This window comes from Occallatibacter sp. FHG110214_02 (genome assembly GCF_059115385.1).
The window spans coordinates 1-24,477 of record NZ_JBZYWK010000001.1 but is presented as its reverse complement, the minus strand read 5'-3'; the positions used below and the strand labels follow the sequence as shown (position 1 = coordinate 24,477).

The following is a 24,477-nucleotide window of genomic DNA, read 5'->3' as shown; positions in this document are numbered from 1 at the left end:
CGATTTTTGCACATGTTTCGATATCTGTTCGCTAGTGATTATGCGGCTGCGCGCTTGCTCAAAGTGGAACTGGGTGGTCTGAGGGTGACTTCCGAAGTGGGGGCAAGGATGAACTCGGAGAGGTCCATGTGCATGAGCTCAGAGAGTTTGCTGAGCTCTTTGCAGGCGGCGGAGGTGTCTTCTGCTGCAACGTCGGAGGCGGCGACCATCTCCATGATGCGGTTGAGGGTTTGCTGCAATTCCTGGGTGGCGGAAGACTGCTCGGTGGTGGCGGCGGCGATTTGCGCGGTCATGGATTCGACGTTGTTGATGGAGCCGCGAATCTGTTCGAGGGACTGGCGGGTGGCGGAGGCGAGCGCGACGCCTTCGTTGACGCAATCCTGCTCGGTGCGGGTTTTTTCGAGGGTGAGGGCGGTTTGGCGGGTGACGGTGGAGATCATGCCGTCGATTTCTTCGGTGGCAGCGGCGGTGCGCTCGGCGAGGCGGCGGACTTCCGCGGCGACGACGGCGAAGCCTTTACCGTGCTCACCGGCGCGGGCGGCCTCAATGGAGGCGTTGAGGGCGAGGAGGTTGGTTTGGCCTGCGATTTCGCGGATGAGATTGGCGGCCTGACCGATGCGCTCGGAGCTGGCGGCAAGGGCTTCAATGCTTTCGGCGACAGTGGAGGACTCGGCGGCAATCTGCTCCATTTTAGAGACGCTGGCGGAAACGGCTTCTTCGCCTTGACGGGCGAAGTCGGCGGCGCCGTTGGCGGCTTGGGAGACGGAGGAGGCGTTTTCTGCGATTTGGCCGACGACGGAGGCCATTTCATTGACGGCGGCGGCGAATAGCTCGGCTTGTGCCAGCTCGGCGTGGGCGTTGTTGGCGCTGTTTTGCGCGGTGCTGGCTAGCTCGACGGAAGCGGAGGCGATCTGGGCGGCGATTTGGCGCATGCCGCTGACGACGTGGGCTAGGCCGTCTTTCATGCGGTTAACGGAGAGGAGCGCTTCACCGAGGGAGTCGTGGGCGTGGACTTCAATTGGCTCCCGGGAGAGGTCGCGGTCGGCGACGGCGTCGATGGCCTGACGCGCCTGCAGGGCACGCTCGCCGACGACGCGGATGATGGCGATGGAGCATGCGATGGCTAGCAGGATTCCGAGGGTGAGCGCGGAGGAGGAGAGCCAGATGGCGCGGCGGGCGGATTGCTGCTGGTCGAGGCTTAACGCGTCAGCGCGGCCCTGGGCGTATTTGCGGAAGCTGTCGAGGGAGTCGCGGATTTGGCGGCTGATGGAGACGGAGCTGGTTAGCTCGTTGAGCACCTGGTCGTGGTGGCCGGCTTCTTCGAGGTCGAACATTTTGGTGATGACCGTGTCGCCGGCGTTGCAGGCGAAGCGGGAGTCTTCGAGGAGCTTTCTGCCCTGCTCGTCCGGGGTGATTTGGACAAGCTGGTTGTAGGTGGCTTCAAAGTCGCGGGTGGATTCGTCGAAGCGCTTGCGGGCGTCAGGGGAGGGCTGGAGCAGGAAGGCGCGCGAGGTGGCTTGCTGGCGCTGCTGCAGCATGATGAGGCGCTCGGCGAGCAGGGTGCGGCGAGATTCGAGCGCTGCCTGCGTGTTTTTCTGCTGCACGCTGAGGCTGGTGCTTACGGCGAGGGCTCCGATTAGCCCAGTGACCACCAACAAAAGTCCGAACCCTAGCGAGATTAACTGTTGCATTCCCAGACGCTTTAACATGGCCCCTCACGCGCTCCCCGGTCTTGATTTCTGGTGGAAGACGTTGGCTTACGAGCGAACGCCACACGCAGATACGAGGAAAAACGGTATTTCTTTACGAAATGCTTATCGGTGCGTGCGAGGAAAGCATGAGTTTGGAGCGGGGAAGGCTTTGGTTGGGAGAGCGGGACTAGAAGAAGTTTTGGACGAGGGTGATGTGGCTGCTGGCGTTGTCTTCGTCGGTGATTAAGAGCTCGTTGCCGGATTTGTCTACGGTGATGCCAGAGAAGGGCGGGGGGCGGCGGCTGAGCGTGGCTACGGTGGAGATGCGCTGGGTGGCGGGGTCCCAGAGCTGGATGCGCCAGGCAGCAGGTTGGGTGCCGTCGAGGAAGTAGATGCCGCGGGTGGTTACGGCCCAGTAGCCCCAGTAGCCGTCGGGGGGCTGGGGGAGGATATGGGTTTCCGTGCGAGGGCCGGATGTGGGCATGCGCCAGATGCCGGGCTCGCTGGTTTTGGTGTAGTAAATCCACTTGCCGTCGGGGGATTCCATGGCGAGGTAGCCGTCGTTGGCGGTGACCTGCTGGAGTTGGCCGCTGGCGAGGGCTACTTTCCAGGTTTGCCAGTCGCCGGTGCGGTTGGAGGCGAAGTAGAGGGATTGGCCGTCGGCGGACCAGCGCGGGAGGATATCGTTGGAGTTGCCGGTGGTGAGCTGGCGAGGTGTGCCTCCGTTGGCGGAGACGACGAAGATGTGCGAGTGGCCTTCGGGGCGGGAATCGAAGGCTACCTGCTGGCCGTCAGGGGAGAAGGACGGGCTTCCGGTGAGGCCGTGGCCGTAGTTGGTGAGCTGGCGGAGGGTCAGGCCGTCGCGGGAGGCTATCCATAACTCCTGTGAGCCGGAGCGCCAGCTTTGGAAGGCGAAACGGGAGCCGTCGGGGGCGAAGGAGGGGGCGGAATCCTGCTCGGTGGAGGAGACTACGGGCTCGGCTTTGCCGGGTTCGTGGGGGCGGGACTCGTTGCGGGCTTGGGATTCACTGCTGGGATGGAGATGAATGCCGAGGATGCTCCAGTTGGCGGAGCCTGCGGTGTAAAGCAAAAGGTTGTTGTTGAGCGAGACGGCGGGCTGGGTGGCGTCTTCTGTGCCGACGGGCAGGCGTTGCGGTTCACCGCCGCGGGCGGGGACTTTCCAGAGGGCGAATTTTCCACCGCGGTCTGAGGAAAAGAGGATGGCGCTGGAGTCGCGGGTCCAGGTGAGGGTATCCACGAGGCGGCGGTCGTTGGTGAGCTGGCGGGGGGCGCCGCCGTTGGCCGGGATGACATAGACGTCGCGGACGGCTCCTTCAATGGCACGGACAAAGGCGATTTCCCGGCCATTGGGGGAGAAGACGGGGCTGACGTCGCCGTCCCAGACATGGGGCGGGGTGGTTACGGCGCGGGCCTGAAGGGTGTCGAGCGAGAGCAGGTTGATGGCGGAGGGCATGCCGTCGGGGAAGAGGAGGCTTTTGCCGTCGGGCGACCAGGCGAGGGCGCGCTGCTCCCAATGGACCATATTGTGCGGGGTGTAGAGCTTTTGGGCGGTGCCGCCGAGGCTGGAGATGACGTAGATGCCGAGACCTTTATCGCTGAAGGAAAGGTAGGCGATTTTGGTGCCATCGGGGGACCAGGCGGGCGAGAAGTCGGACTCTTCGGCATTGGTGAGGCGGAGGAGGGTTTCGCTGCCTATCTGCTTAATAAAGAGATTGCGGCTGCCGGTGGCGTCGTCGGGGTTGCTCCATATAAAGGCTACACGGGTGCCGTCGGGGGAGAAAGCGCCCTGATCCTGCTGGCCGGTGTAGGAGGTGAGGGAGATGACGTTGAAGGCGGAGTGGGAGTTGCGGAGGTGAATTCGCCAAGCCACAAAACCGGCGGCGGCGAGGAGCAGGAGTGCAAAGACGGCGGCGAAGAGAGGCCAGTTGCGGCGCAGGAGACTGGGGCGCGGCGGTTGTACTGGTTCCGGAGCGGTGGTGAGCGCAGGGGCGGCGGTGTGGTTTTCCGTTCCGTTGAGCAGGGCTGGAGCCGGGGAGACGATTGGCGGCTCGGGTGGGGGTGGCGTGCTCTCCGGCGGGTCGGCGAAGCGGACTTCGGCGACCATGCGGTAGCCGGCTTTGGGGATGGTCTGGATGTAGCGGGGGGCGTGGGGGTCGTCACGCATCTCGCGGCGCAGGACGGAAATGCAACGGGTGAGCACGTCGTCGCCGACGAAGGTGTCGGGCCAGACGGCTTCGATGAGCTGTTCTTTGCTGAGGAGCTGGCCGGGAGCCATTGCCAGTTGCAGGAGGACCTTCATCACCTTGGGCTCAAGGTGAGTGGTCACGCCGTCTCTTGAAATTGCATTTAATTCAGGCTCGACGGTCCATTCGGCAATGAAAAAATGCCCCTTCTGGGGCAGTATGTCCGGCATTGTTACCAGTTTATCACCGTCTTTATACCGGAATAAGTTTATTTATTTCAATGCTTTATACTCCATCAGAAAATCATCAGCAATTCTTCAGCCAGTCGTCATGACCATTGTTATGTGGCGGGCCTAGCTTCAATCGGTTGTGCAAAGTGCCGGGACTGCGTAAGCGCTCGCGCACTGGTGTGCCCCAGGGGTAAACAAACTGAGGCAGAAAAATGAACCCCTAACACGAGGGAAAACCTCACTTTTGATGACGCAACACGCAACAGGAGGAAGTATGTTGTACAGAAATCTCTCACGAGCTTCTGGCGCTATTGACCATCCGCTCAGCCGGTGGGCCAGGCTGGCTGTGGGTGTGGTCCTGACGCTGGCGGCAGTTCTCGGACTGGCTCCGGCCAGCCGGGCGCAGGTGACTTCAGGAACAATCTTCGGATCGGTGACGGACCAGACCGGGGCAGTGATTCCCGGCGCCACGATTACCGCGACGGAGCCCAGCAAGGGAGTTACCCGCACCACTACGAGCAGCGGCAATGGAACGTTCTCCCTGCCGAACCTGCCGCCGGGCACCTATTCGGTACAGGTGGCGGCGACGAACTTTGGAACGCTGACCAAGGCTGGCGTGATTCTGAGTGCAGCTGACAGCCTGAACGCGGGCATCTTTAAGCTGGATGTGAGCGCGGCGGCGACCTCGGTGACGGTTACGGCTGACACCGGGCAGTTGCAGGTGCAGACGGACTCCGGCGAGCGCTCGGACCTGATTACCGGCAAGCAGCTTTCGGAAGTGGCCGTGAACGGGCGCAACGTGCTCGATTACATGCGACTGATTCCGGGTGTGGCGGGCGTGGGCCAGTTTGGCTCCTCGGGCACCGGCGGGTTGAACACCTACAACATCAACGGCACGCGCGCGAACTCGCATGAGTTTACGCTGGACGGCACCTCAAACGTGGATACCGGCGACAACGGCGGTACGCACGTGACGATTAACCCGGACGCGATTGCGGAAGTGAAGGTGCTGACCTCGAACTACCAGGCGGAATATGGCAAGGCTTCAGGCGGCCAGATTTCGGTGGTTTCGGCAGGCGGTACGAACCAATTGCACGGAAACGCGCACTTCTTCCACCGCAACGACGGCATGAACGCTGCCGGCTGGTACAACAACCACAACGATATTGCCAAGCAGCTTTACCGCTACAACACGGAAGGCATTGCGTTGGGCGGACCGATTAAGAAGGATAAGATTTACTGGTTCTTCTCGACAGAGCAGTATCAGCAGCTTGTTCCGGGTGGAACGAACTCGTATTACATTCCCACGGATTTGGAGCGCTCGGGCGACTTTTCGCAGAGCATCGATAACACCGGCAAGCCGTTGACGATTTATCAACCCGGCACGGGCACGGCTTATGCCGGCAACAAGATTCCGACGGGCGACCAGGTGGCAGGCATTCAGTCGGTGTACAAGCTCTACGTGGAGCCGAACGTATCCAGCTACGGCGTCACGCAGGATACTTACAACCGCATTGATTCGCTTTCGTATGAGAATCCGCGGCATGAGTATATTGCGCGTGCGGATTATCAGATTACTCCCGGCGAGCGTATTTTTGCCCGCTGGATTGGCAACTACCAGTCCACGATTGCTCCGATTGGACAGGTTGGCCTGCCCTGCGACGGCGAAGTGCAGATTGTTGGCGGCTGCTTGAATACGCAGAACGGCTGGAACCTGGCGGTTGACCTGACAAGCACGATCCGCCCGAACCTGCTGAACGAAGTGAGCGTTGGACCTAGTGCTTATCGCTCGAACACGACCGGCAACAACGGGAACCTTTCTGTTGGCGCGAACAACATCAACCTGCCGCTGCTCTTCCCGGTTACTTCGGATACGTCGATTCCGGACTTTAGCTATGGCGGCAACGGACAGAGCTATGCGTGGTCTTACTTTGGCGCGACGCCGTGGTACCAGGCCAACACCACCATTAACGTGAACGACAACCTGACGTGGGTGAAGTCGAGCCACACGATGAAGTTTGGCGTCTTCTACCAGCGCAACCGCAAGGACCAGATTGCGTGGGGCAATGCGAACGGGCAGTTTACGTTTAACAACTGCGCTACTTCCGCCTCTGCCGCCAACTGCGGTGATACGAGCCAGGGCTCGCCGTTTGCCAGCGCGCTGCTTGGTGACTTCCAGTCGTTCGATCAGTCGAGCTCGCGCCCGACGGGATACTTCCGCTACAACCAGCTTGAATTCTATCTGCAGGATACGTGGCAGGTTTCGCCACGCTTTACGCTGGACTACGGCGTGCGATTTGTTTGGATTCCGCCGCAGTATGACGACCACAACCAGATTGCGCTGTTTGATCCGGCGCTCTACAACCAGTCGAATGCTACCCGTGTGGACCCGAGCAGCGGCAATCCGATTCCCGATACCGGCAACCTGACGGAAGGCATGGCGTATGTTGCCAACCGCACGCTGCCGAAGGGCGGATGGGATGACCGTGGCGTAATGCTGGAACCGCGCGTTGGCTTTGCGTGGGACCCACAGGGCGACCACAAGGGCGTGGTACGCGGCGGCTTCGGCATGTCGCATGACCGCGAGCAGGGCAACCTGGTCTTCAACCCCGTCTTCAACAATCCTCTGCTGGAAACTACACCGTCAATCAGCTCGCCGACGTACCTGAACCTGAGCCAGATTGCGAATGCGCCGCAGGGTGCACCGGGCGCGCTATCTTCGATTACCGGAGTGGAGCGCAGCGGTAAGATTCCTACGGTTTACAGCTATTCGCTTGGCGTGCAGCGCGAAGTGGGCTGGGGCGTTTCATATGACATTGCTTATGTCGGTACGATGTCGCGCCACCTTATTACCAATCGCGACATCAACACGTTCCCGTATGGAACAACCTTCACAAAGGCTGCGCAGAATCCGGCGAATTTTGCCGGTGGCGTTGTGCCGGATGTGGAGCCGAACCTTCCGCCTGAGTATGCTGCCGCAGGCTACAGCTTCAGCGGCCAGTATGCTTATGCTTCCAACTACCTGGCTCCTTATTCTGGCTATGACCAGCTTCCGTACAGCAAGTTTGACGGTACGGCGAACTACAACAGCTTGCAGGCTTCTCTGCAGCGTCGCTTTAGCCATGGCTTAACCTTTGGTGCGGTTTACACGTGGTCGAAGTCGATGACTACGCAGTCGGACGACACGAGCGGCAACGTTGATCCGTTCAACCCGCGGCTTTACAACTACCAGGTTGCGGCATGGGATCGCCGTAATGTGGCGGCTGTGAACTATGTGTGGGATCTGCCCAATGTGGCAAAGCGCTTTGGCGCGGCGCGCTGGGTCTCTTACCTCACGGACAACTACCAGCTCTCCGGCGTGTCGAACTTTATGACAGGTACGCCGAACTGGACGCAGCTTTGGGTGCAGGGCAACCTGTTTGACGGTGGACGCCAGTACAGCAAGGTTCCGCCGGTTAACCTGAGCGTGGACTCGCATGGCAATCCGATTCTGCCTGCGATTGGACATCCTGATCGTGGCACGCCGGACCGCCTTCGTTCGGGTGGCATGCAGACGTGGGATATGTCGCTGTTCAAGAACATTCCATGGCCGGGTAAGCCGGAGCGCTCGATTCAACTGCGCTGCGAGACTTACAACGTCTTCAACCATTCCAACTTCTCGTCGAAGGACTTTGGCGCGAACCTGACGTTGCCGAGCTATAACAGCGACAGCGGCACTTACACGCCGGAATCCATTACCGTGGATAAGGGCTTTGGGCAACCGACCAACGTCTATTCTCCCAGTGGCTCAGGCGGTCCGCGCGTCATTCAGCTTGGCGCACGCATCTCCTTCTAACTGATAACCTGTGGCGCGGAGCATGACCTGCTCCGCGCCTTTCTTCTTGAAGTTCAAGTCTGGAATGTTCCTATGCGTATATCTTCTCGCTGCTTGCTTTTGTCTGGTCTTCTTGCGTTGAGCGTTACCGCACTCCGCGCGCAAAAAGTTGCTTCCTACGAAACCACTCCTGATTTGAAGCAGGCGCTTACGCTGCAGCATGCGAGTTCTTTTGCGAAACATGCCGCGGAGGGCGCGGCGATTACCGTGGATGAGACGCAGCGCTTTCAGACCATCGATGGCTTTGGCGCGGCGATGACGGACTCTTCCGCATGGCTGCTGGAGAAGCAGTTGACGCCCGCGCAGCGCGATGAGGTGATGCGCAAGCTGTTTGATCCCAAAGATGGAATTGGCATGAGCTTTGTGCGGATTCCGCTGGGAGCTTCTGATCTTTCGCGCAATCACTATAGCTATGACGAGATGCCGAAGGGCGCGCGCGATGAAGGGCTGACGCACTTTTCGATTGAGCATGACCGCGAATACATTTTGCCCGCGATGCGCGAGGCGTTGAAACTGAATCCAGCTATGAGCGTGATGGTGACGCCGTGGAGCCCGCCGGGATGGATGAAGACGAAGGACACGATGATTGGCGGGCAGGTGAGGCCGGATGCTGGGCCTGAGCTGGCGGATTATCTTGCGAAGTCTGTTACGGCTTATGAGCAGGCAGGGATTCCGGTGAAGTTTCTTTCGCTGCAGAATGAGCCGCTGTACGAGACGAAGGATTATCCGGGCACGCTGATGCTTGCGGACCAGCAGAAAGAGCTGATTGCGAAGTTTGTTGGGCCGGAGTTGGAGAAGGTTTCGCCGCAGACGAAGATTCTTGCTTATGACCATAACTGGGATCATCCTGAGTATCCGGAAGAGGTGCTTGGCAATGCGGAGGCTGCGAAGTATGTGGCTGGGACGGCGTTTCACTGCTATGGCGGCGATGTTGCTGCGCAGGGGCCGGTGCATGACAAGTTTCCTGACAAGGGGCAGTGGATGACGGAGTGCTCCGGCGGCACGTGGCAGAAGGGGAACCTGCTGGCTGTGACGGCGAAGCTGATTCTTGGCTCTACGAATTACTGGTCGAAGGCGGTTGTTCTTTGGGGCATTGCGCTCGATGAGAAGAATGGGCCGAATGCAGGAGGCTGCGCGACTTGCCGCGGTTTTGTGACTGTGGATCGCAGCGCTGGTGATGACCTGGCTGCACACAAGGTTAGTTATACGGTGGACTACTACGCCGTGGGACATGCGAGTAAGTTTGTTCATCCGGGCGCGGTGCGGATTGGCACGAGTGCATCGAACGCAGCGGAACTGGAATCTGTTGCGTTTCAGAATGCTGATGGCTCGATTGCGGTGCTGGTGTTGAATAATGCCGATGTGGCGAAGGATTTTCATATAAGCTGGCATGGCAAGAGTGTTGCGGTATCTTTGAGTGCCGGCTCGTTTGCAACTTATGTGTGGCACGCGAAGAAGTAGAAAATTGCGGCGGGCGGGTATTGCGCTTTGCGCTTGCCTGCTCGCTGCTTTGCATGCGCATGCTACCAATCTTGTTACCGGCAATGGGCTGATTGTTGCGAGTTTGCCGGATGGTGTTTGGTTTACGCCGTGGGCGCGCGATATGGCGTGGGCTACGGTTGCGCTGGCGCGGATGGGGCATCGTGAGGAGGCGCGCGCTGCTTGCCTACTTTAATGCGCAACCGACGGGGAAGATGCGTGCGTAGACGGCTGGCGCGGATTATCAGATTTCGTTTGTGCGTTGTTTCGGTGATGGATCAGAAGAGCCTTTCTTTACGCAGGAGGGCGCTGACAATATTGAGTTTGATGATTGGGGCGAGGCGCTGTGGGCGCTTGGTGAATATGTGCGGAAGTATGATGATGCAGCGCTGCTGACGGCTTTCACTTATCGCGGCAAGTTGTATGAAAGGGCGAGTGGTTTTGTGGTGAAGCCGTTGCTGACGAACGCTGAGCCTTACAAAGATGGCGAGATTGTTGCAGCGGATACTTCTATTTGGGAAGAACGGCAGAAGAACAAGAAGCATTTTGCATTTTCTACAACTGCAGCGATCTTTGGGTTGAGGAGCTTTGTGGAGATTGCGCGGCGTGCTGGAAACGAAGCCCTGTGAGCTGTTTCCCGGTGCGATTGGTGATGCGACAGGTGCGAAGCCGATGGTTGGCTATGGCGCGGGGGGGCTTACATTTTGCACGTGCTTGAGCGGGAATATTTGCAGTAATGGCGTGGTGCTGAGAGCGCAGCATTGGTGGGCCCGGAGGGATTTGAACCCCCAACCAAGGGATTATGAGTCCCCTGCTCTAACCGTTGAGCTACAGGCCCTGAACTGTGCTGGATTTCATTTTATTCCGGGAGGCGGCCTGGAACCTAATGAAGGGCGCTTGTATGAGCGGTGTACGGGCTGGCTTAGGCGCTGCGAACTTCTGCTGTGCGCTTACCTAAGGCGGAATGTGTTACTTCGACCTGGATATGCCCGGCGCGGCCGGGGATGGTGCGCAGCCACACTGCGCCTACTCCGCCGCTGTCTTCCAGATGGAATGGATTGTCGCCAGCGATTGTGCCTGGGCCTTGGATTGCGAAGCTTATTGTGCCGCCGGCGTGGAGACGTGGGTTGCCGAACTTATCGACGACTCCGAATGCCAGGCGCGCTGCGTCTTCGCCATCTGCGCGCAGAGTGGTGGTCTCCGTTTCGAGCCATAGCTTGTCGGCAGTGCTGTCTGAGGAGAAGAGACGCGACAGTACCAGCTTGTTGTCCACAAAGCCGTGAATGTGAAGCTCAGGTGCGTTGGCGCTGTTTGTTTCGAGGTCCGCGAAGAAGGGTGGGTATTCAAGATTGGGGAATGTATCGCGGTCAGGATGCAGCGTGGCGTGCAGCTTGTTGTCGATCCATAGCTCAAGCTTGTCGCAGTTGGAGAAGATGGCTGCCTGCTGGCCGGGGCCTTGTGGTGTTGCGGGGCCGAAGTCCCAGTAGAACGAGGGCTCTATGACTGGCTTGATGTGCGGGGAGAGCTGCGAACGGTAGAATGCGGCTCCCGGTTTGGGAATGCGGAATGAGTCGGCGACGCCGGGGCACTTGACTCCGTCATAGGAATTGATGAGGCTTGCGTAGTCGAAGGCGCACCACGCGATGACGCCGGAACAGCGCGGGAAGCTTGCGGCTTTGTTGTGTGCCTGCGCGTGCAGCAGGGCTTGCCGCGATTGCATGGCTACGTCGCCGGCGCGGCGGTATTTCTGGTTGAAGCCTTTTTTCTCGCCGTAGTTGAACTGGCCGACTGCTTCGGCGAGCATGTAGGGGACGCCCGGAAGGGGCTCGTCGATTCCGACGTTGCCAGTTGCATCTGCGTGATAGTCGTCGAATGCGAAGACATCCTGATGCCATTCCTGCTGCCAGTTTTTGCGCGAAGCTGAGGTCATGGAGCCGGAGGTTGGGCGGGAGCCATCGAGGGCGTCTGCTGCTTCACGCGTGCGACGGTAGAGCGGCTGCTCGTTGGCGGATTCATTGATGCGCGTACCCCATATGACGATGGAAGGATGGCTGCGGTCGCGGCGCACCATTGCCTCCACGTCGCGCACGGCCAGTTGCTGCCAGTTTTCATCGCCGAGATATTGCCAGCCGGGAATCTCTTCCCACACGAGAAGGCCGAGTTCGTCGCATGCGTCGAGGAATGCTTCCGACTGCGGGTAGTGAGAACAGCGCACGATGTTGCAGTTGAATTCTTTGCGTAGAATCTCGGCGTCTCTGCGCAAGGCGCGGCGTGGAGCGGCGAAGCCGAAGTAGGGATAGAGCTCATGGCGGTTGAGGCCGAAGAGGCGCAGGCGGCGGCCATTGAGGAAGAAGCCTTGCTGCGTGAAAGATGCTTCGCGCAAACCGATGCGTGTTGTGGAGCTGTGCAGTGCGTGGCCATCGACCCAAAGTGTGACGGACAGGTTGTAGAGGAGGGGATTGTCGGTATCCCAGAGTGTTACGTTGCCGAGATGTTCGAGGTTGAAGCGGAACTCCTGCTGTGGATTTTCGAGAGATGCCTGATGCGCGGTTTGTGCGATGGTATGCGCGCCGGTCTGCAGCTTTGCTTCCAAGCGGATGGAGGAAGGGTGTGTTTGGCTGCTTGCGACCGTGCAACGTATTTCGATGTGACGATCTGCTTCCAGAACACGAACGGGCTTGGCGAAGACGTTCTCGATAAAGACTGCGGGGACGGCGTACAGGCTTACGGAGCCTGTGATGCCGCCGGGGAGCATGTAGTCCACCGAGGCCGGGCCTTTGGGTGAGCCGCTGGGAGGCGCGTTGAGCCAGCGCGCGTCTACGGCTACGGTCAGGAGGTTGTCGCGCTCGTGCACGAGGCTTGTGATTTCGTAATCGAAAGGGAGGAAGCCGCCGAGATGTTCGGGGAATGTGTGCCCGTTGATGGCGACGGTTGCGCCAGACATAACGCGGTCAAAGTGCAGGAAGAGGCGGAGGCCCTGGAACGCGGATGGAAGGTCAAAGCGGCGGCGATAGGTCCACACGTCTTCCCATGTTTGCGGGTCCCACTTTTGCCAGGAGAGTTGTGTGACCGTGTGAGGGAGCGTGATGTGCGTAAAGCTTGTGTCGGCGTTATCTGCTGCTGAGTTTTGCTTTCCGCCGAAGAGCCAGTTTTCATCCAGAGATAAGACGCGGCGTGCGGGACCGTATGTGGCTGCGTGGCTTTCTGCCATGCTATGCAGAACGGGGATGTGAGCCAGAGAAGCGAGTGCAGTGTTCTGCAGGAATTTTCGGCGCGAGATGGATTTTGCAGCAGGGGAAAGGCTGATTTTGTCGTGTGCCAAGGGGGTCCTCTCATCCAATGAACTGCGGCATACATGAGTATGTATGCCGCAGCCGTAATCAGCACACGTTAGTAGAGCAGCTTTAAGCCGAACTGGTAAACGCGCGGCGAGCTTGCGCCGGTGATTTGTCCGTATGTTCCGGAGGAAACATTGGCGACAGGGTTGGAGAAGTTTACGCGGTTGAGCGTGTTGAATGCTTCGGCGCGGAACTGCGCGCGCAGGTGCTCGGTCTTGAGGATGTCCTTGAAGATGGAGGAATCGACATCCGCATAACCGGGACCGCGCAAGCTGTTGCGGCTGATGTTGCCGAAGGTTCCGATTGCGGCCGGAGTGTAGGCTGCGGTGTTGAAGTACTGCTTGATGAAGTTTGCGCCTGCGGGGCGGCGAGGATCGCCGACGATATCAGCATAGTCATTGCCGATGCCGGTAAGCGAACGGTCTGTACCGCTGACGACGGTGAACGGAAGGCCGGATTGCAGGCTGACGATGCCGTTAATCTGCCAGTTGTTGACCAGCGCGCTGCGGATGCCGCGCACGGCTACATGCGGCGTTACGTAGTTGACCGAAAGGTTGTAGCGCAGAGACTGATCGTAGTCGGCTGGGCCGCGTCCGCTCTGCAGGTTGAATGGATTCGGCGGGCCGGTGTTGCCTTCTGTTGCGGTGGAAGAGTTGTCGATAATTTTTGCCCACACGAAGTTGGTGAGCACTGTGAGGCCGTGCTGCGAGCGCACAACGAAGTTTGCCTGCAGGGAGTGGAAGATTGCGTATTCATAAGATTGCGCCAGTTCCACGGAGCCGAGGCCAGGATAGAGGCGGCGCGAATTCTCATTGCCGACTGTGGCTCCGGGGCCGTAGACAGCGGGGTTGAATTGACGCGAGCCCATGATGTGCTCGCTGTGGTTGCCTACGTATGCCAGCGAGAATGCCGCGTGGCCGGGGAGTTGTTGCTCCACTGTGGCGTTCCATGTCTGGGTATAGTTGACCTTGGAGCCGGGGTCGAGCACGCCGCCGGAGACGGGCAGTTGGAATTGGTAATCGGCGAAATCGCTTGGCGAAACATGGCCGCGCGGAAATGGGCTGCCGCCGGGATACCCTGCGTAGACGTTGTCCCACTGGGCAGATGGGGCTGGGTATGTCAGATAAAGGTCAACCGGCTGCAATGCGTCTGTGCGCTGGTAGAGCAGGCCTTCCGGGAAGCCGTAGAAGATGCCGTAGCTGGCGCGCACCACGGTTTTGCCTGCGCCATCGACGTTGTAGGCAAATCCTACGCGAGGCGCGAAGTCCTTCCAGTTGTGCTTGAAGACGGAGGACTGCAAGCCTGAATCGCCCTGAAAGACAAGTCCTGTGGGAGCGTTGGGAGCGATCTTTGACTGGAAGCCAGAGGTGAAACCAACGAGCGTGTCGTTCAGGTCTGTGGGAGGAAGCCATGGGTCCCAACGCAGGCCGAGGTTGACGGTGAAGTTGCGCGTGACGCGCCAATCATCCTGCAGGTAAACGGAGGGACGCAGCTCGCGCAGGTATGCCTTGCGGCCATTGTCCTGGAGGAATTGCGAATCGAGGCCGAGATAGAAGTCGGCGAGAGCGGAGCCGCTCTTCTTGGCTCCTGCAGGCAGTGTTGCGCCAGTGGGCGCGGCGGTGCGTATGCCGCTGAAGGTGTTGTCGCCTGGTGTGTAGGAGTAGTCGTCCATGTCGATGCGGTCGCGTTCAAACTCTGCTCCGAAATCCAGCGTGTGCTTTTGCAGGACTTTTACCAGCGAGGCTTTGTAGTCAAACAAAGTGACGTCCTGCGTTAGCGCGCCGCCGGAGAAGATGTTGACGAAGCCAGAGATGTTGGCGCGAATGCCGGGGAAGATGGATTCGCCGGGAGCGCCGAGTGGAACCTGCTGGCCGAGGTCCTGCAGCGATTGCAGGCCGGGCGCTTCGGGAATCTGCGTGCGTGCGAAGCGTCCGCCGCTGACAGAGAAGCTGGCGGTGAGTGTTGGGCTGAAGACGTGCGTGTCGGTGAGGATCAGCGACTGGTTGCGGAAGAGATTGAGCGCGAAGAAGCCAAGCGGCGCATTGAAGGGACGCTGGAAGTTGTCCTGGTTGTAGAAGTAGCGGCCACTCAGATGATTGCTTTGCGAGATTGTGTGATCGATCTTGGCGAGATACTGCGTGCTGTCGATGTTGGAGTTGGAGACTGCGTTAAAGACGCCGGTGGTGGGGTTGGCATTCAGCGGCACGAGGTATTTTTGTGCGAGCTTGCTGGAGAGTGGGCTGATTGGATCGGTGATCTGGTTGTTTGCGTAGGGCTGGCCTGTGTAGGGGCTGTAGAGGACAATGCCCTGCGAGAGCAATGCGGAAAAATCACCTTTCAGCTCTGCCGCGGTGGGAACGGTGATTGAAATTGGATTTGGTGAAGAGCGCTGCTGCAGGTCTTCTGCGGCGAAGAAGAAGAAGGTGCGGTCTTTGAAGATGGGGCCACCGGCGGTTCCGCCGAATTGGTTGAGCTTGAATGGCGGCGCGGTTTGCTGGAAGTAGTTGCGTGCGTTGAGCACGGTGTTGCGCAGGAACTCGTAGGCTGAGGCGTGGAACTTGTTGGTTCCTGAACGCGTGGATAGCTGGACGAGAGCGCCTGCGCCGCCGTACTGCGCGCTGTAGTTGGACGACTGGATTGTGAACTCCTGCAGCGCGTCTGGATTGGGAAGAATCGGCACGGAATCAAAGAAGCGATTGGTGTAGATGGCTCCGTCGAGCTGGAAGTTGTTTTGTGTGGGGCGCAGTCCGTTGACGGTTAGGCCGGTGTTGTCCTGCTGTCCGCTTTCTGTACCGACGCCTGTTAGCGTGGTTCCCGGTGTAAGCACGGTGAGCTGCAAAGCGTTGCGGCCATTCAGAGGAAGCTCCTGCATCTGGTGCTGGTCTACGGATGCCTGCACGCTGGAGGATGCTGTTTGAATGAGCGGTGTGTCGCTGGATACTTCGACGGACTGCGTGACGTTGCCGACTTCAACCTGAATGGCGATGTCGAGTGTCTGGCCGGTCAGCAGGTGTATGTCTGCGTGCTTCTGGGTTTCAAAGCCGTCTCGATGCGATTCCAATGTGTAGTTGCCGATGGGCAGATTGGGGAAGACATAGATGCCTTCGGTGTTTGTGACCGATGTGCGAGAGATCTGCGTTTCTACATTGGTGGCTGTTACGGTTACATCCGCAACGCGCGCGCCACTTTTATCAGAAACTGTGCCACGGATGCTGCCAATCGCCTGCGCGAAGAGCGTTGCGCCTGGCGATGCAAAAAGCAGGAAAAGAAAGATGGGAAGAAAGAAGCTGCGCCTGGCCTGAATCATAAATCTCCTCAGCTTGAAAGCTGTTTTTCACTCTGTGTGCAGAACTTGGGGGTTGGATTTTTTGTATTGCGAGTGAACAGACCGGCAGAGGAAGAATGCAGATGACCTCACGCAAACGTTGGAGAGGGATGGAACAAAATCCATGCGCGCAATCAAGCGCAGCAAGCTAATCAGGGAAGATTGGATTGGATTTTCAGTTCCGCTCTCGACGGCAGCCAGGGGAATTCGTGCCGGTGTCACTCGAAGAAAACTAGCGACAACAACAACACGCACAAAGAGCGTGAGGGGAAGAAAAAACTTCAACAGACACGGAGGCCGCACGCTGAACAAAGGGCGGCAGATGCGTTGTTGAAGTCATGGGTGAAACATACCATTCGTGTATTTGCATGTCAATTTGCGCTCCGCGCCTGGATGCGGTATTGCCTGCCGATTAAAAACAACATTGCGACACCGATTAACGGCATTAACGCAATCATTGCGAAGACGGGTGCGTAAGAGAAACGATCGACCAGGTATCCCGTGAGCAAGGGGAAGAGCAAGCCGCTCAAGCCGCCTGCTACGCCGGTGAGTCCTGTGGCACGGCCTACGGATTGGTCAGGGAAAAGGTCTGTTACTGCGCCGAACATGTTGGCGGAGAGAAAGTTGTCGGCCATTACTGCGATACCAATGGCGAGAAAGGCTGCTGCTGTGTTGTGCAGATAGGGAACGGCGAAGCTTGCTACGCAAAACGCGGCGCTTCCCCACATGGTGATGCGGCGCACGGTGTAGGCGCTGAGTCCGCGTTTGGTGAGTATGCCTGCGGCCCATCCTCCGGCTACGCCTCCTGCATCGCCGAGCAGGAATGGAATCCAGCCGAGGAAGCCTACCTGCGTGAGTGACAGGTGACGCACGCTGTACAGGTAGCTGGGAATCCAATACCAGTAGAACTGCATGACCGGGCCGATGAAAAAGCGGCAGAGCATGACAGCCCATGCGGAGGACTGGCTGAGCAGCGCGCCGAGCGAAACGGATTGCGCGGATGCGTGCTGTTGCTGGTGCGGATCGCGGTAGAGCCAGAGCCAGAGCGGAATCCACAATGCGCCGAGAGAAGCTGGGATGAGGAATGCGGTGCGGAATCCGTGGCGCTGGGCAAGCCATACGATCAGCGGCGGTGCTAGCGTTGCGCCAATCATGCTGCCGGTGTTGAAGATGCCGATGGCTAGCGTGCGCTCCTGCGGATGGAAGAGCCGGAAGATGGACTTCATGCCGCCGGAGTAGTTACCGCACTCGCCTGTGCCCATCCAGAAGCGCGTGATGCCAAGCTGCACGCCGGAGCGCGTGATGGACTGCGTACCTGTGGCGATAGACCACCAGAGCACCGCGCCTGCCAGGCCGAAGCGCACGCCCCAGCGGTCCATCAGCCAGCCCATTGGGAATTCGCCGGTCATCATGCCGAACTGAAAGGCGGCTACGATGCGTCCGTATTGCTCGTTGCTGAGATGCAGCATCTGGCGCAGGACCGGCGCGAGTACGGAGACGGTTTGCCTATCGATGAAGTTGATGATGGTGATGGCAAGCAGCAGAGAGAGCACGATCCAGCGCGCACGGCCATGCCCGCTATCTGCGGTTATGGTCGTGTTCACTTCGCTCTTCTCTGCTGCGAGGATTGCCATACGTTTCGTTTAACTCACTTGATGGGGCGGAACTCATTGCCTACGAAGTTGTCTGCCCTGCGGACATTTCCCTGCGCGGCATTGCCGTCAGTGTGGTCGATGGGAAGCAGCGGGAAAAGCAGCTCCGCTACGCGATAGGCTTCTTCAAGATGCGGATAGCCCGAGAGGATGAAGCTCTCAATGCCAAGGTCCGCGTATTCCAGCATGCGCTGCGCTACGGTTTCCGCATCGCCTACCAAGGCAGTGCCTGCGCCGCTGCGCACCAAGCCGATACCGGCCCAGAGGTTCGGGGATATCTCGAGGTTTGCACCGCCGTCTTTGCCTTGTACCAGTGAAGCCATGCGGCGCTGGCCTTCCGAATCAAACTTTGCAAGGCCTTTTTGTGCGCGCTCGATGGTTTCCGCGTCGATGTACTTGATGAGGTCTTTTGCGTCGCGCCATGCTTCGTCGTTTGTCTCGCGCACGATGATGTGGAGACGGATCCCGAAGCGAACGGTGCGGCCTTTTTCTGCGGCGAGCTTGCGCACGCGGGCAACCTTCTCCGCTACCTGCGCGGGCGGCTCGCCCCATGTGAGGTAGTAGTCGATATGGTCGGCTGTGATTTGCAGTGCTGCGTCGGAGGAGCCGCCGAGATAGAGAGGAGGATGCGGCTGCTGCGTGGGCGGATAGTAGACGCGGGCGTTCTCTACATGGATGTGCTTGCCAGTGGTGGAGTAAGTTTCTCCGGCAAGGATGCGGCGCCAGATGTTAAGGAACTCGTCGGTCACTTCATAGCGCTCATCGTGCGAGAGAAAGACGCCGTCGGCTGCAGCTTCATGCGGATCGCCGCCGGTGACGACGTTGATGAGCAGGCGTCCGCCGGAGAGGCGGTCGAAGGTTGCCGTCATACGTGCTGCTACGGTGGGCGACATGATGCCAGGACGCACGGCGACGAGGAACTTGAGGCGCTGCGTGCTTGGCATCAACGCGGAGGCCATTACCCATGAGTCTTCGCATGAGTTGCCGGTGGGCAGGAGAACGGCATAGTAGCCGAGATTGTCTACGGCCTGGGCAATCTGGCGCAGGTACGCGTAATCCGTTACGCGCGATTGATGGCTGGAGCCAAGATAGCGGCCGTCGCCGGTTGTCGGGATAAACCAGTTAATCTGCATCTTTCACCTGCTTCAGGAAAAATCTGAATTTGAAACTGTCTTCTGTGTCCAATAGGAGCGCAGCGCCATTTGTACGGGGCGCGATGCGTCGATGCCTGCATCGATGGGCGCGTTGACGCGAGAGCCGCGCAGGATTGCGTCAAAGAAGTTGCCTGCGTGCGACTTTTCGAGCGGCTCGGTTGCGGCGACATTCTCTGCTGTGCCCTTGTTCGGCGTGAAGACGTAGCCTTCGCGGAAGAGGTCGAGCGTGCCTTCTGTACCTTCAAAGAAGACGCTTGGACGGTCATTGCGAATGGAGAGAACGCTTGACTCGAAGCTCAGGTTCCAATCGTTGTATCGCACGATTGCGCTGACGGTGTCTGGGTTCTGGCGTCCGTCGTGCAACTGGTAGATGCCTCCGAAGGCGGAGGCGGATTGCGGATGCGCGTCGTTCAGCACCCACTGCGCTACATCGACCCAGTGCGTGAGAATGTCGGCGAGCAGGCCGTTGCCGTAGTCAGGGAAATAGCGCCATGAGGTGTAGCGCGCTGTTTCATAGGGCACTTTTGGAGCGGGGCCGAGGAACTCCTGCCAATCGAGACCTGCTGGTTTGGGAGCGGGCTCAATGCGGCGCTGCTGCCAGGGGAAGTTGTGCCATACGGCGCGTGCGAAGACTACCTTGCCGAGTTTTCCTGCGCCGATGACTTCATCCTTGGCGCGGAAGTAGTGTGCGCCGCTGCGCTGCTGCATGCCGCACTGCAGAACGGTCTTGCTGCGACGTGCGGCTTCAGTCAGGACGGTGTGCTCTTCCCAGTGATGAAGCGTGGGCTTTTCGAGATAGACATGTTTGCCTGCGGCGAGTGCGTCCTTTGCAACGGTGACATGCAGGTGGTCGGGCGTTGCGATGAGGACAGCGTCTACATCTTTGCGGGCTAGCAGGTCCTTGTAGGCAACGAACGAGGCGGGCCTGGGGTCGCCTTTTGCGAAGCGAGTGAGGAACTGCTCGGTCTGCGCATCGTAGACATCGCTTACGGCGGTGAGCTGCGCGCGGCCATCGGCAAGCAGGGCTCCGCTGACGATGGTGCCGCGGCGGCCCAGGCCGATGACGCCGAGGCCTACGCGGTCATTGGCCCCGAGCACGCGTGCATACGACCTGGCGCTCAGCGCTACGGCTGTTGTTGCGGATGCGGCAAGGAATTCGCGGCGGTTCATGCGGAGAAGGCTCCATGCAGCGCTTGATAAGCGGGCTCGATGACGGCGTTACCCAGCTTTTCGCCGGTCGAACGCTCTTCTTCATTGAGTACCCATCCCTTCCAATGCAGCTCGCGCAGGGTTGCCGCCACTTGCTTGAGCGGGAAGGTTCCTTCACCGAGCGGCACCTGCTTGTCATTGCTGAAGTCGCGGAGATGGAGCGCGGTGATGCGCTTGGCGTGACTGCGCAGGAACTCCGGCACATCGACGCCGCCGTGATAGGCCCATCCTGCGTCGAGCAGGAACGAGACCTCCGCGGGGTTGGTTTGCGAATAGAGCGCTTCGAGCTCGCCGAGCTTCGACTGCGCTTCCCACCAGTGATTGTGATAGGCGAAGTTGAGGCCGAGGTTATGCGCGAATTTGCCTGCGGTGTTGAGCGCTTCAATCTTGCGCTTGAGCTCGTCTTCGGTTGCGGCGGGCGCTCCGCTGAAGATGAGCTTTTGTGCGCCGAGGGCTGCGCCGCCTTGTGCGACCTTTTCATAGAGCGAGGCTGGCGGCAGCTTGGTTGCGGGGTCGGTTTTGTCGAAGGCGATGGCGATGTGGATGCCGGTGAATGCGAGCCCGATATCGGCTATCTTGCGGCGCGCTTCCGCGGGGGCGTCGAACTGCGGAGCGAGATTGAAGAAGCCTGTCTCAAAGCCTGTGTAACCGATCTGCTTGATCTGGTTGAGTACGGCTAAGAACGAGTCAAAGTTTTTGGGATCGATGGCCCAGGCGTTGGTTTGTGCGCCTAACTGTATGGCGGATGCGGAGCTTTTGGCCCAGGCGGGGAATGGAATGGTCGAAGTGGCGGTTGCGCCGATGGCCAGGGCGCTGAATCTCTGCAGGAACTGACGTCTGTTTGACTGATGTATCAAGTTCATCCTCCGCGTGCGGTTTCTACGCGTTAAAAAGCGGGTAGAAATATGCAGCGCTTGATTGGGAAGCCAAAAGGAGCTAACGGCGAGGGCCGCTAACTACTGGAATCTGATTGGAAGGGGAAATGGCGAGGCGAGAGTCAACAACACCGAGCCGCGGCGCAGGAGGTGCACCGACAACAACAACAACATGGCACGGATTGGAGAGGAAGCGTCAAGTTGAGTCTCTTCCAGCTACGCTAAAGAGATATGCGCCGTATGTCAAATGGCGCGGACTGCTTCTTATTTGGTGTGTGGCGTGTAGATTGAATGCTATTGGAGGAATTGCGTTGGCGGAAACGGGATTTCCTGAGGGTTTTATGGAGGCTGCGGCGGAGTTGGCTGGGCTGCCGGTTCCGGCGGCGAATGCGGCCGGCGTGCGCGTGAACCTGGAGCGGATTGCACAGATGGCCGCGCCTCTGCTGGCGGTTGCGATTCCCGATGAAGTTGAGTCGGCACAGGTGTTTGAGCCATGACTGCGGACGAGATTCTGGGGCTGGATGCTACAGGAATTGCAGAGGTCATTCGCGGCGGGAAGGTGCGGGCGCGCGAGGTGATGGAGGCTTCGCTGACGGCGGTGGCGAAGCGCGATGACGAGCTGAACTGCTTTACGCAGGTGATGCTGGCGGAAGCGATGGCGGCGGCGGATGCCGTGGATGCCCAGGTGGCAGCGGGGGAGGATGCGGGGCCGCTGGCGGGGGTGCCGTTTGCTGCGAAGAACCTGTTTGATATCCAGGGTGTGACGACGCTGGCGGGGTCGAAGATCCTGGCGGATAATCCCGCGGCGCTGCGGGATGCCGCGGTGGTGGCGCGGCTGCGGGCGGCGGGGGCTTGCCTTGTCGGCGCGACCAACATGGATGAGTTTGCCTACGGGTTTGTGACGGAGAATGCGCACTACGGGACGACGCGGAATCCGCGGGATATGACACGGGTGGCGGGCGGGTCTTCCGGTGGTTCGGCGGCGGCGGTGGCGGCGGGTTTTGTGCCGCTGGCGCTGGGGTCGGATACGAATGGCTCGATACGGGTGCCGGCGGCGTTTTGTGGGGTGTATGGGCTGAAGGCTACGTATGGGCGCATCTCGCGGGCGGGGGCGTTTTTGTTTGCGGCCAGCTTTGACCATGTGGGGCCGTTTGCGCGGTCGGTGCGGGATCTTTCGCTGGCGTTTGACTTGCTGCATGGGCCGGATGCGAAGGACCCGGTGTGTTCCAAACGGCCGGTTGAGGCTACGCTGCCGGAGCTGGGGCGCGGGGCCGGTGGGCTGAGGATTGGCGTGCTGGGCGGATACTTTCGGCGAGGCGGGCAGTCGGAAGCTTTTGCTGCTGTGGATGCGGTGGCGCGGAAGGTGGGCGCAACCGAGGTTGTGGAGCTGCCGGATGTGGAGCTGGCGCGGGCGGCGGCGTTTCTGATTACGGCGGTGGAGGGTGGGAATCTGCACCTTGACCGGCTGCGGACGCGGCCTGATGACTTTGACCCGGCAGTGGTGGACCGGCTGATGGCCGGGGCGCTGATTCCGGCTTCGTGGTATGTGCATGCGCAGCGGTTTCGGCGGGTGTTTCAGGCGCGGGTGCGGGAGGTTTTGCGGCGGTTTGATGTGCTGCTGGCTCCGGCTACGCCCTGCCCGGCGATTGCGGCGGGGCAACAGATGATTGCGTTTGACGGGAAGCAGATTCCGGCGCGGCCTAACCTGGGGATGTATACACAGCCTGTTTCGTTTCTCGGGCTGCCGGTGGTTGTGGTTCCTTCTGTGGAGGCCGGGAGGTTGCCGCTGGGGGTGCAGGTGATTGGGGCTCCCTATCGGGAGGTTGATGTGCTGCGGGTAGCTCGGGAACTGGAGGGGTGAACCCGGGATTTGTGGGGGAACGAGCGGATGGGGCTCCCACTCCTGCGATAGAAAAAATCGCAAGGATAGGACACGGAAGGGTTTTGCTTAGGCCAGGTTGGTCAGGCGGCGGCAGGCTTCGTTGAGGTCGGCGTCTTGTTTGGCGAAGCAGAAACGCAGCAGGGTTTCGCCGCGGCCTTTTTGGAAGAAGGCGCTGCCGGCTACGGAGGCTACTCCGGTGGCGGCCAGAAGGGCGCGAGCTTTTTGGGGGGCGGTTTCGCCTTCCAGGTTTGTGGCGTCGGCGAGGATGTAGTACGCGCCTGCCGGGATGGTGGGCTTGAGGCCAGCGGCGCAGAGGGCGGCGAGAATACGCTCGCGTTTGGACTGGTGGTCGGTGGCCAGGCCTGTGTAGAAGCTGGGCGGGAGTTTTTCCAAGCCTTCGGCTACGCCGTGTTGCAGCGGCGATGGAGCGCAAACGTAGGTCAGGTCGTGGAAGTAAGCCATGGGGGCGAGCCATTTTTCCGGGGCGCAGACGTAGCCGAGACGCCAGCCGGTGACCGAGAAAGTTTTGGAGAAGCCGGAGAGGATGATGGTGCGATCCTTCATGCCGGGGAGCGTGGCCGGGGCGATGTGGCGCGCGCCGTCGTAGAGGAAGTACTCGTAGATTTCGTCGGTGATGAGAAAGAGGTCGTGTTCGAGGACTACTTCAGCGACGGCTTCGGTTTCCGCGAGAGTGAAGACCTTGCCGCTGGGGTTGGCGGGGGTGTTGAGCAGGATGGCGCGGGTTTTGGGCGTGATGGCCGCTTTGAGCGCGTCGGTGTCGAGGGCGAAGTCGCCTTCTGCAAGCGGGACGAAGACGGGCTTGATGCGCATCGACTTGAGCGTGGCTACGTGGTAGCCGTAGAAGGGCTCGAAGAGGATGACTTCGTCTCCGGGGTTGAAGAGGGCCATGGCGGCGGCGTGGAGGCCTCCGGTGGCTCCGGCGGAGACGAGGATTTCGCCTTCGGGCTGATAGTCGAGGCCGTAGTCGCGCTGCTGCTTGGCGGCGATGGCGTTGCGGAGGCGGGTAATACCGTCGAGGCGGGTGTAGATGTTTTCGCCGTTGCGGATGGCGGCGATGGCCGCTTCTTCTACCGGGGATGAGACAGGCGTGTCACAGATGCCCTGCGCGAGATTGATGCCTCCGATGGCGTCACAGGCCACGCTCATGGCGCGGATTTCTGACTGGACGGTGCCGGGGGCTAGCTCGCTGACATAAAGACGAGAGGCAGGGGTGGCTGTGGACTGGCTCATGGGGAGAACTCCTGATTGTGATTATTGATTATAGGGACTGGGGACTAGGGACTAGGCTGTATCGACATATACACTTTGCGTCCGTTGGTCGAGCTGCTGCAGTGTAAGTATGGCGAGCCGGTACGAGTTAAGCGAGGCGCAGTGGGAGCGGATCAAGGATATTCTGCCTGGACGCAAGGAGCATGTGGGCCGCACAGCAGCCGATAACCGTATCTTTGTAAACGGCGTGCTGTGGGTGCTGCGTTCCGGAGCGCGCTGGAGCGACCTTCCCGACCGCTATGGCAAGTACAAGACCGTGCACAAGCGCTTTGTG

The 24,477-nt window shown here is 59.7% G+C and carries 16 protein-coding genes and 1 tRNA gene; 7 read left to right on the top strand and 10 right to left on the bottom strand.

Going from position 1 to position 24,477, the window contains the following annotated elements; genetic code table 11:
• Nucleotides 1–38 precede the first annotated feature (38 nt).
• The gene (locus AC5S3R_RS00085) at nt 39–1,709 is read right to left on the bottom strand and encodes a methyl-accepting chemotaxis protein (protein ID WP_494264562.1); all 1,671 of its coding nucleotides are present in this window, start codon (nt 1,707–1,709) and stop codon (nt 39–41) included.
• A gap of 169 nt (nt 1,710–1,878) precedes the next feature.
• The gene (locus tag AC5S3R_RS00080; protein ID WP_494264561.1) at nt 1,879–4,038 is read right to left on the bottom strand and encodes a DPP IV N-terminal domain-containing protein; all 2,160 of its coding nucleotides are present in this window, start codon (nt 4,036–4,038) and stop codon (nt 1,879–1,881) included.
• 361 nt (nt 4,039–4,399) lie between these two features.
• Here AC5S3R_RS00080 and AC5S3R_RS00075 point away from each other — a divergent pair, with 361 nt between their 5' ends.
• From AC5S3R_RS00075 to AC5S3R_RS00060, 4 genes are all read left to right on the top strand, one after another.
• Nucleotides 4,400–7,960 carry an outer membrane beta-barrel protein gene (locus tag AC5S3R_RS00075; RefSeq protein WP_494264560.1) on the top strand — a complete coding sequence of 1,187 codons (3,561 nt, stop codon included), beginning with the start codon at nt 4,400–4,402 and terminating at the stop codon, nt 7,958–7,960.
• 72 nt (nt 7,961–8,032) lie between these two features.
• Nucleotides 8,033–9,460 (top strand): glycoside hydrolase family 30 protein, encoded by a 1,428-nt coding sequence (locus AC5S3R_RS00070; protein ID WP_494264559.1) that lies wholly within the window; start codon nt 8,033–8,035, stop codon nt 9,458–9,460.
• Nucleotides 9,461–9,464: 4 nt separating this feature from the next.
• Nucleotides 9,465–9,674 carry a hypothetical protein gene (locus tag AC5S3R_RS00065; RefSeq protein WP_494264558.1) on the top strand — a complete coding sequence of 70 codons (210 nt, stop codon included), beginning with the start codon at nt 9,465–9,467 and terminating at the stop codon, nt 9,672–9,674.
• Between the two features lie 61 nt (nt 9,675–9,735).
• A complete protein-coding gene (locus tag AC5S3R_RS00060) occupies nt 9,736–10,107 on the top strand; it encodes a hypothetical protein (RefSeq protein ID WP_494264557.1) in 372 nt (123 codons plus the stop codon).
• Between the two features lie 133 nt (nt 10,108–10,240).
• On the opposite strand, the gene AC5S3R_RS00055 is transcribed toward AC5S3R_RS00060, so the two are convergent.
• The 7 genes from AC5S3R_RS00055 to AC5S3R_RS00025 form a co-directional block, all read right to left on the bottom strand.
• Nucleotides 10,241–10,316 (bottom strand) — tRNA-Ile (locus AC5S3R_RS00055).
• Between the two features lie 84 nt (nt 10,317–10,400).
• Nucleotides 10,401–12,800, bottom strand: a complete 2,400-nt coding sequence (locus AC5S3R_RS00050) for a glycoside hydrolase family 2 protein (protein ID WP_494264556.1) — start codon at nt 12,798–12,800, stop codon at nt 10,401–10,403.
• A 68-nt stretch (nt 12,801–12,868) separates the two neighbouring features.
• Nucleotides 12,869–16,123: a TonB-dependent receptor gene (locus tag AC5S3R_RS00045; RefSeq protein WP_494264555.1), complete on the bottom strand. Its 3,255-nt coding sequence runs from the start codon at nt 16,121–16,123 to the stop codon at nt 12,869–12,871.
• A 389-nt stretch (nt 16,124–16,512) separates the two neighbouring features.
• Nucleotides 16,513–17,775, bottom strand: coding sequence for an MFS transporter (locus AC5S3R_RS00040; RefSeq protein ID WP_494264554.1), 1,263 nt, complete (start codon nt 17,773–17,775; stop codon nt 16,513–16,515).
• 14 nt (nt 17,776–17,789) lie between these two features.
• Nucleotides 17,790–18,926 (bottom strand): FMNH2-dependent alkanesulfonate monooxygenase, encoded by a 1,137-nt coding sequence (ssuD, locus tag AC5S3R_RS00035; protein ID WP_494264553.1) that lies wholly within the window; start codon nt 18,924–18,926, stop codon nt 17,790–17,792.
• Between the two features lie 12 nt (nt 18,927–18,938).
• Nucleotides 18,939–20,117 carry a Gfo/Idh/MocA family protein gene (locus AC5S3R_RS00030; RefSeq protein WP_494264552.1) on the bottom strand — a complete coding sequence of 393 codons (1,179 nt, stop codon included), beginning with the start codon at nt 20,115–20,117 and terminating at the stop codon, nt 18,939–18,941.
• Complete coding sequence (locus AC5S3R_RS00025; protein WP_494264551.1) at nt 20,114–21,019, bottom strand: sugar phosphate isomerase/epimerase family protein; 906 nt, start codon at nt 21,017–21,019, stop codon at nt 20,114–20,116. The genes AC5S3R_RS00030 and AC5S3R_RS00025 overlap by 4 nt, the downstream gene beginning before the upstream one ends.
• A 323-nt stretch (nt 21,020–21,342) precedes the next feature.
• Here AC5S3R_RS00025 and AC5S3R_RS00020 point away from each other — a divergent pair, with 323 nt between their 5' ends.
• Nucleotides 21,343–21,528 carry a DUF4089 domain-containing protein gene (locus AC5S3R_RS00020; protein WP_494264550.1) on the top strand — a complete coding sequence of 62 codons (186 nt, stop codon included), beginning with the start codon at nt 21,343–21,345 and terminating at the stop codon, nt 21,526–21,528.
• The gene (locus AC5S3R_RS00015) at nt 21,525–22,892 is read left to right on the top strand and encodes an AtzE family amidohydrolase (RefSeq protein ID WP_494264549.1); all 1,368 of its coding nucleotides are present in this window, start codon (nt 21,525–21,527) and stop codon (nt 22,890–22,892) included. The genes AC5S3R_RS00020 and AC5S3R_RS00015 overlap by 4 nt, the downstream gene beginning before the upstream one ends.
• Nucleotides 22,893–22,979: 87 nt before the next feature.
• On the opposite strand, the gene AC5S3R_RS00010 is transcribed toward AC5S3R_RS00015, so the two are convergent.
• Nucleotides 22,980–24,164, bottom strand: coding sequence for a pyridoxal phosphate-dependent aminotransferase (locus AC5S3R_RS00010; protein WP_494264548.1), 1,185 nt, complete (start codon nt 24,162–24,164; stop codon nt 22,980–22,982).
• 109 nt (nt 24,165–24,273) lie between these two features.
• Between AC5S3R_RS00010 and AC5S3R_RS00005 the strand changes: the two genes are divergently transcribed.
• Nucleotides 24,274–24,477: transposase (locus AC5S3R_RS00005; protein ID WP_494264547.1), on the top strand; the 204-nt coding region annotated here is incomplete at its 3' end.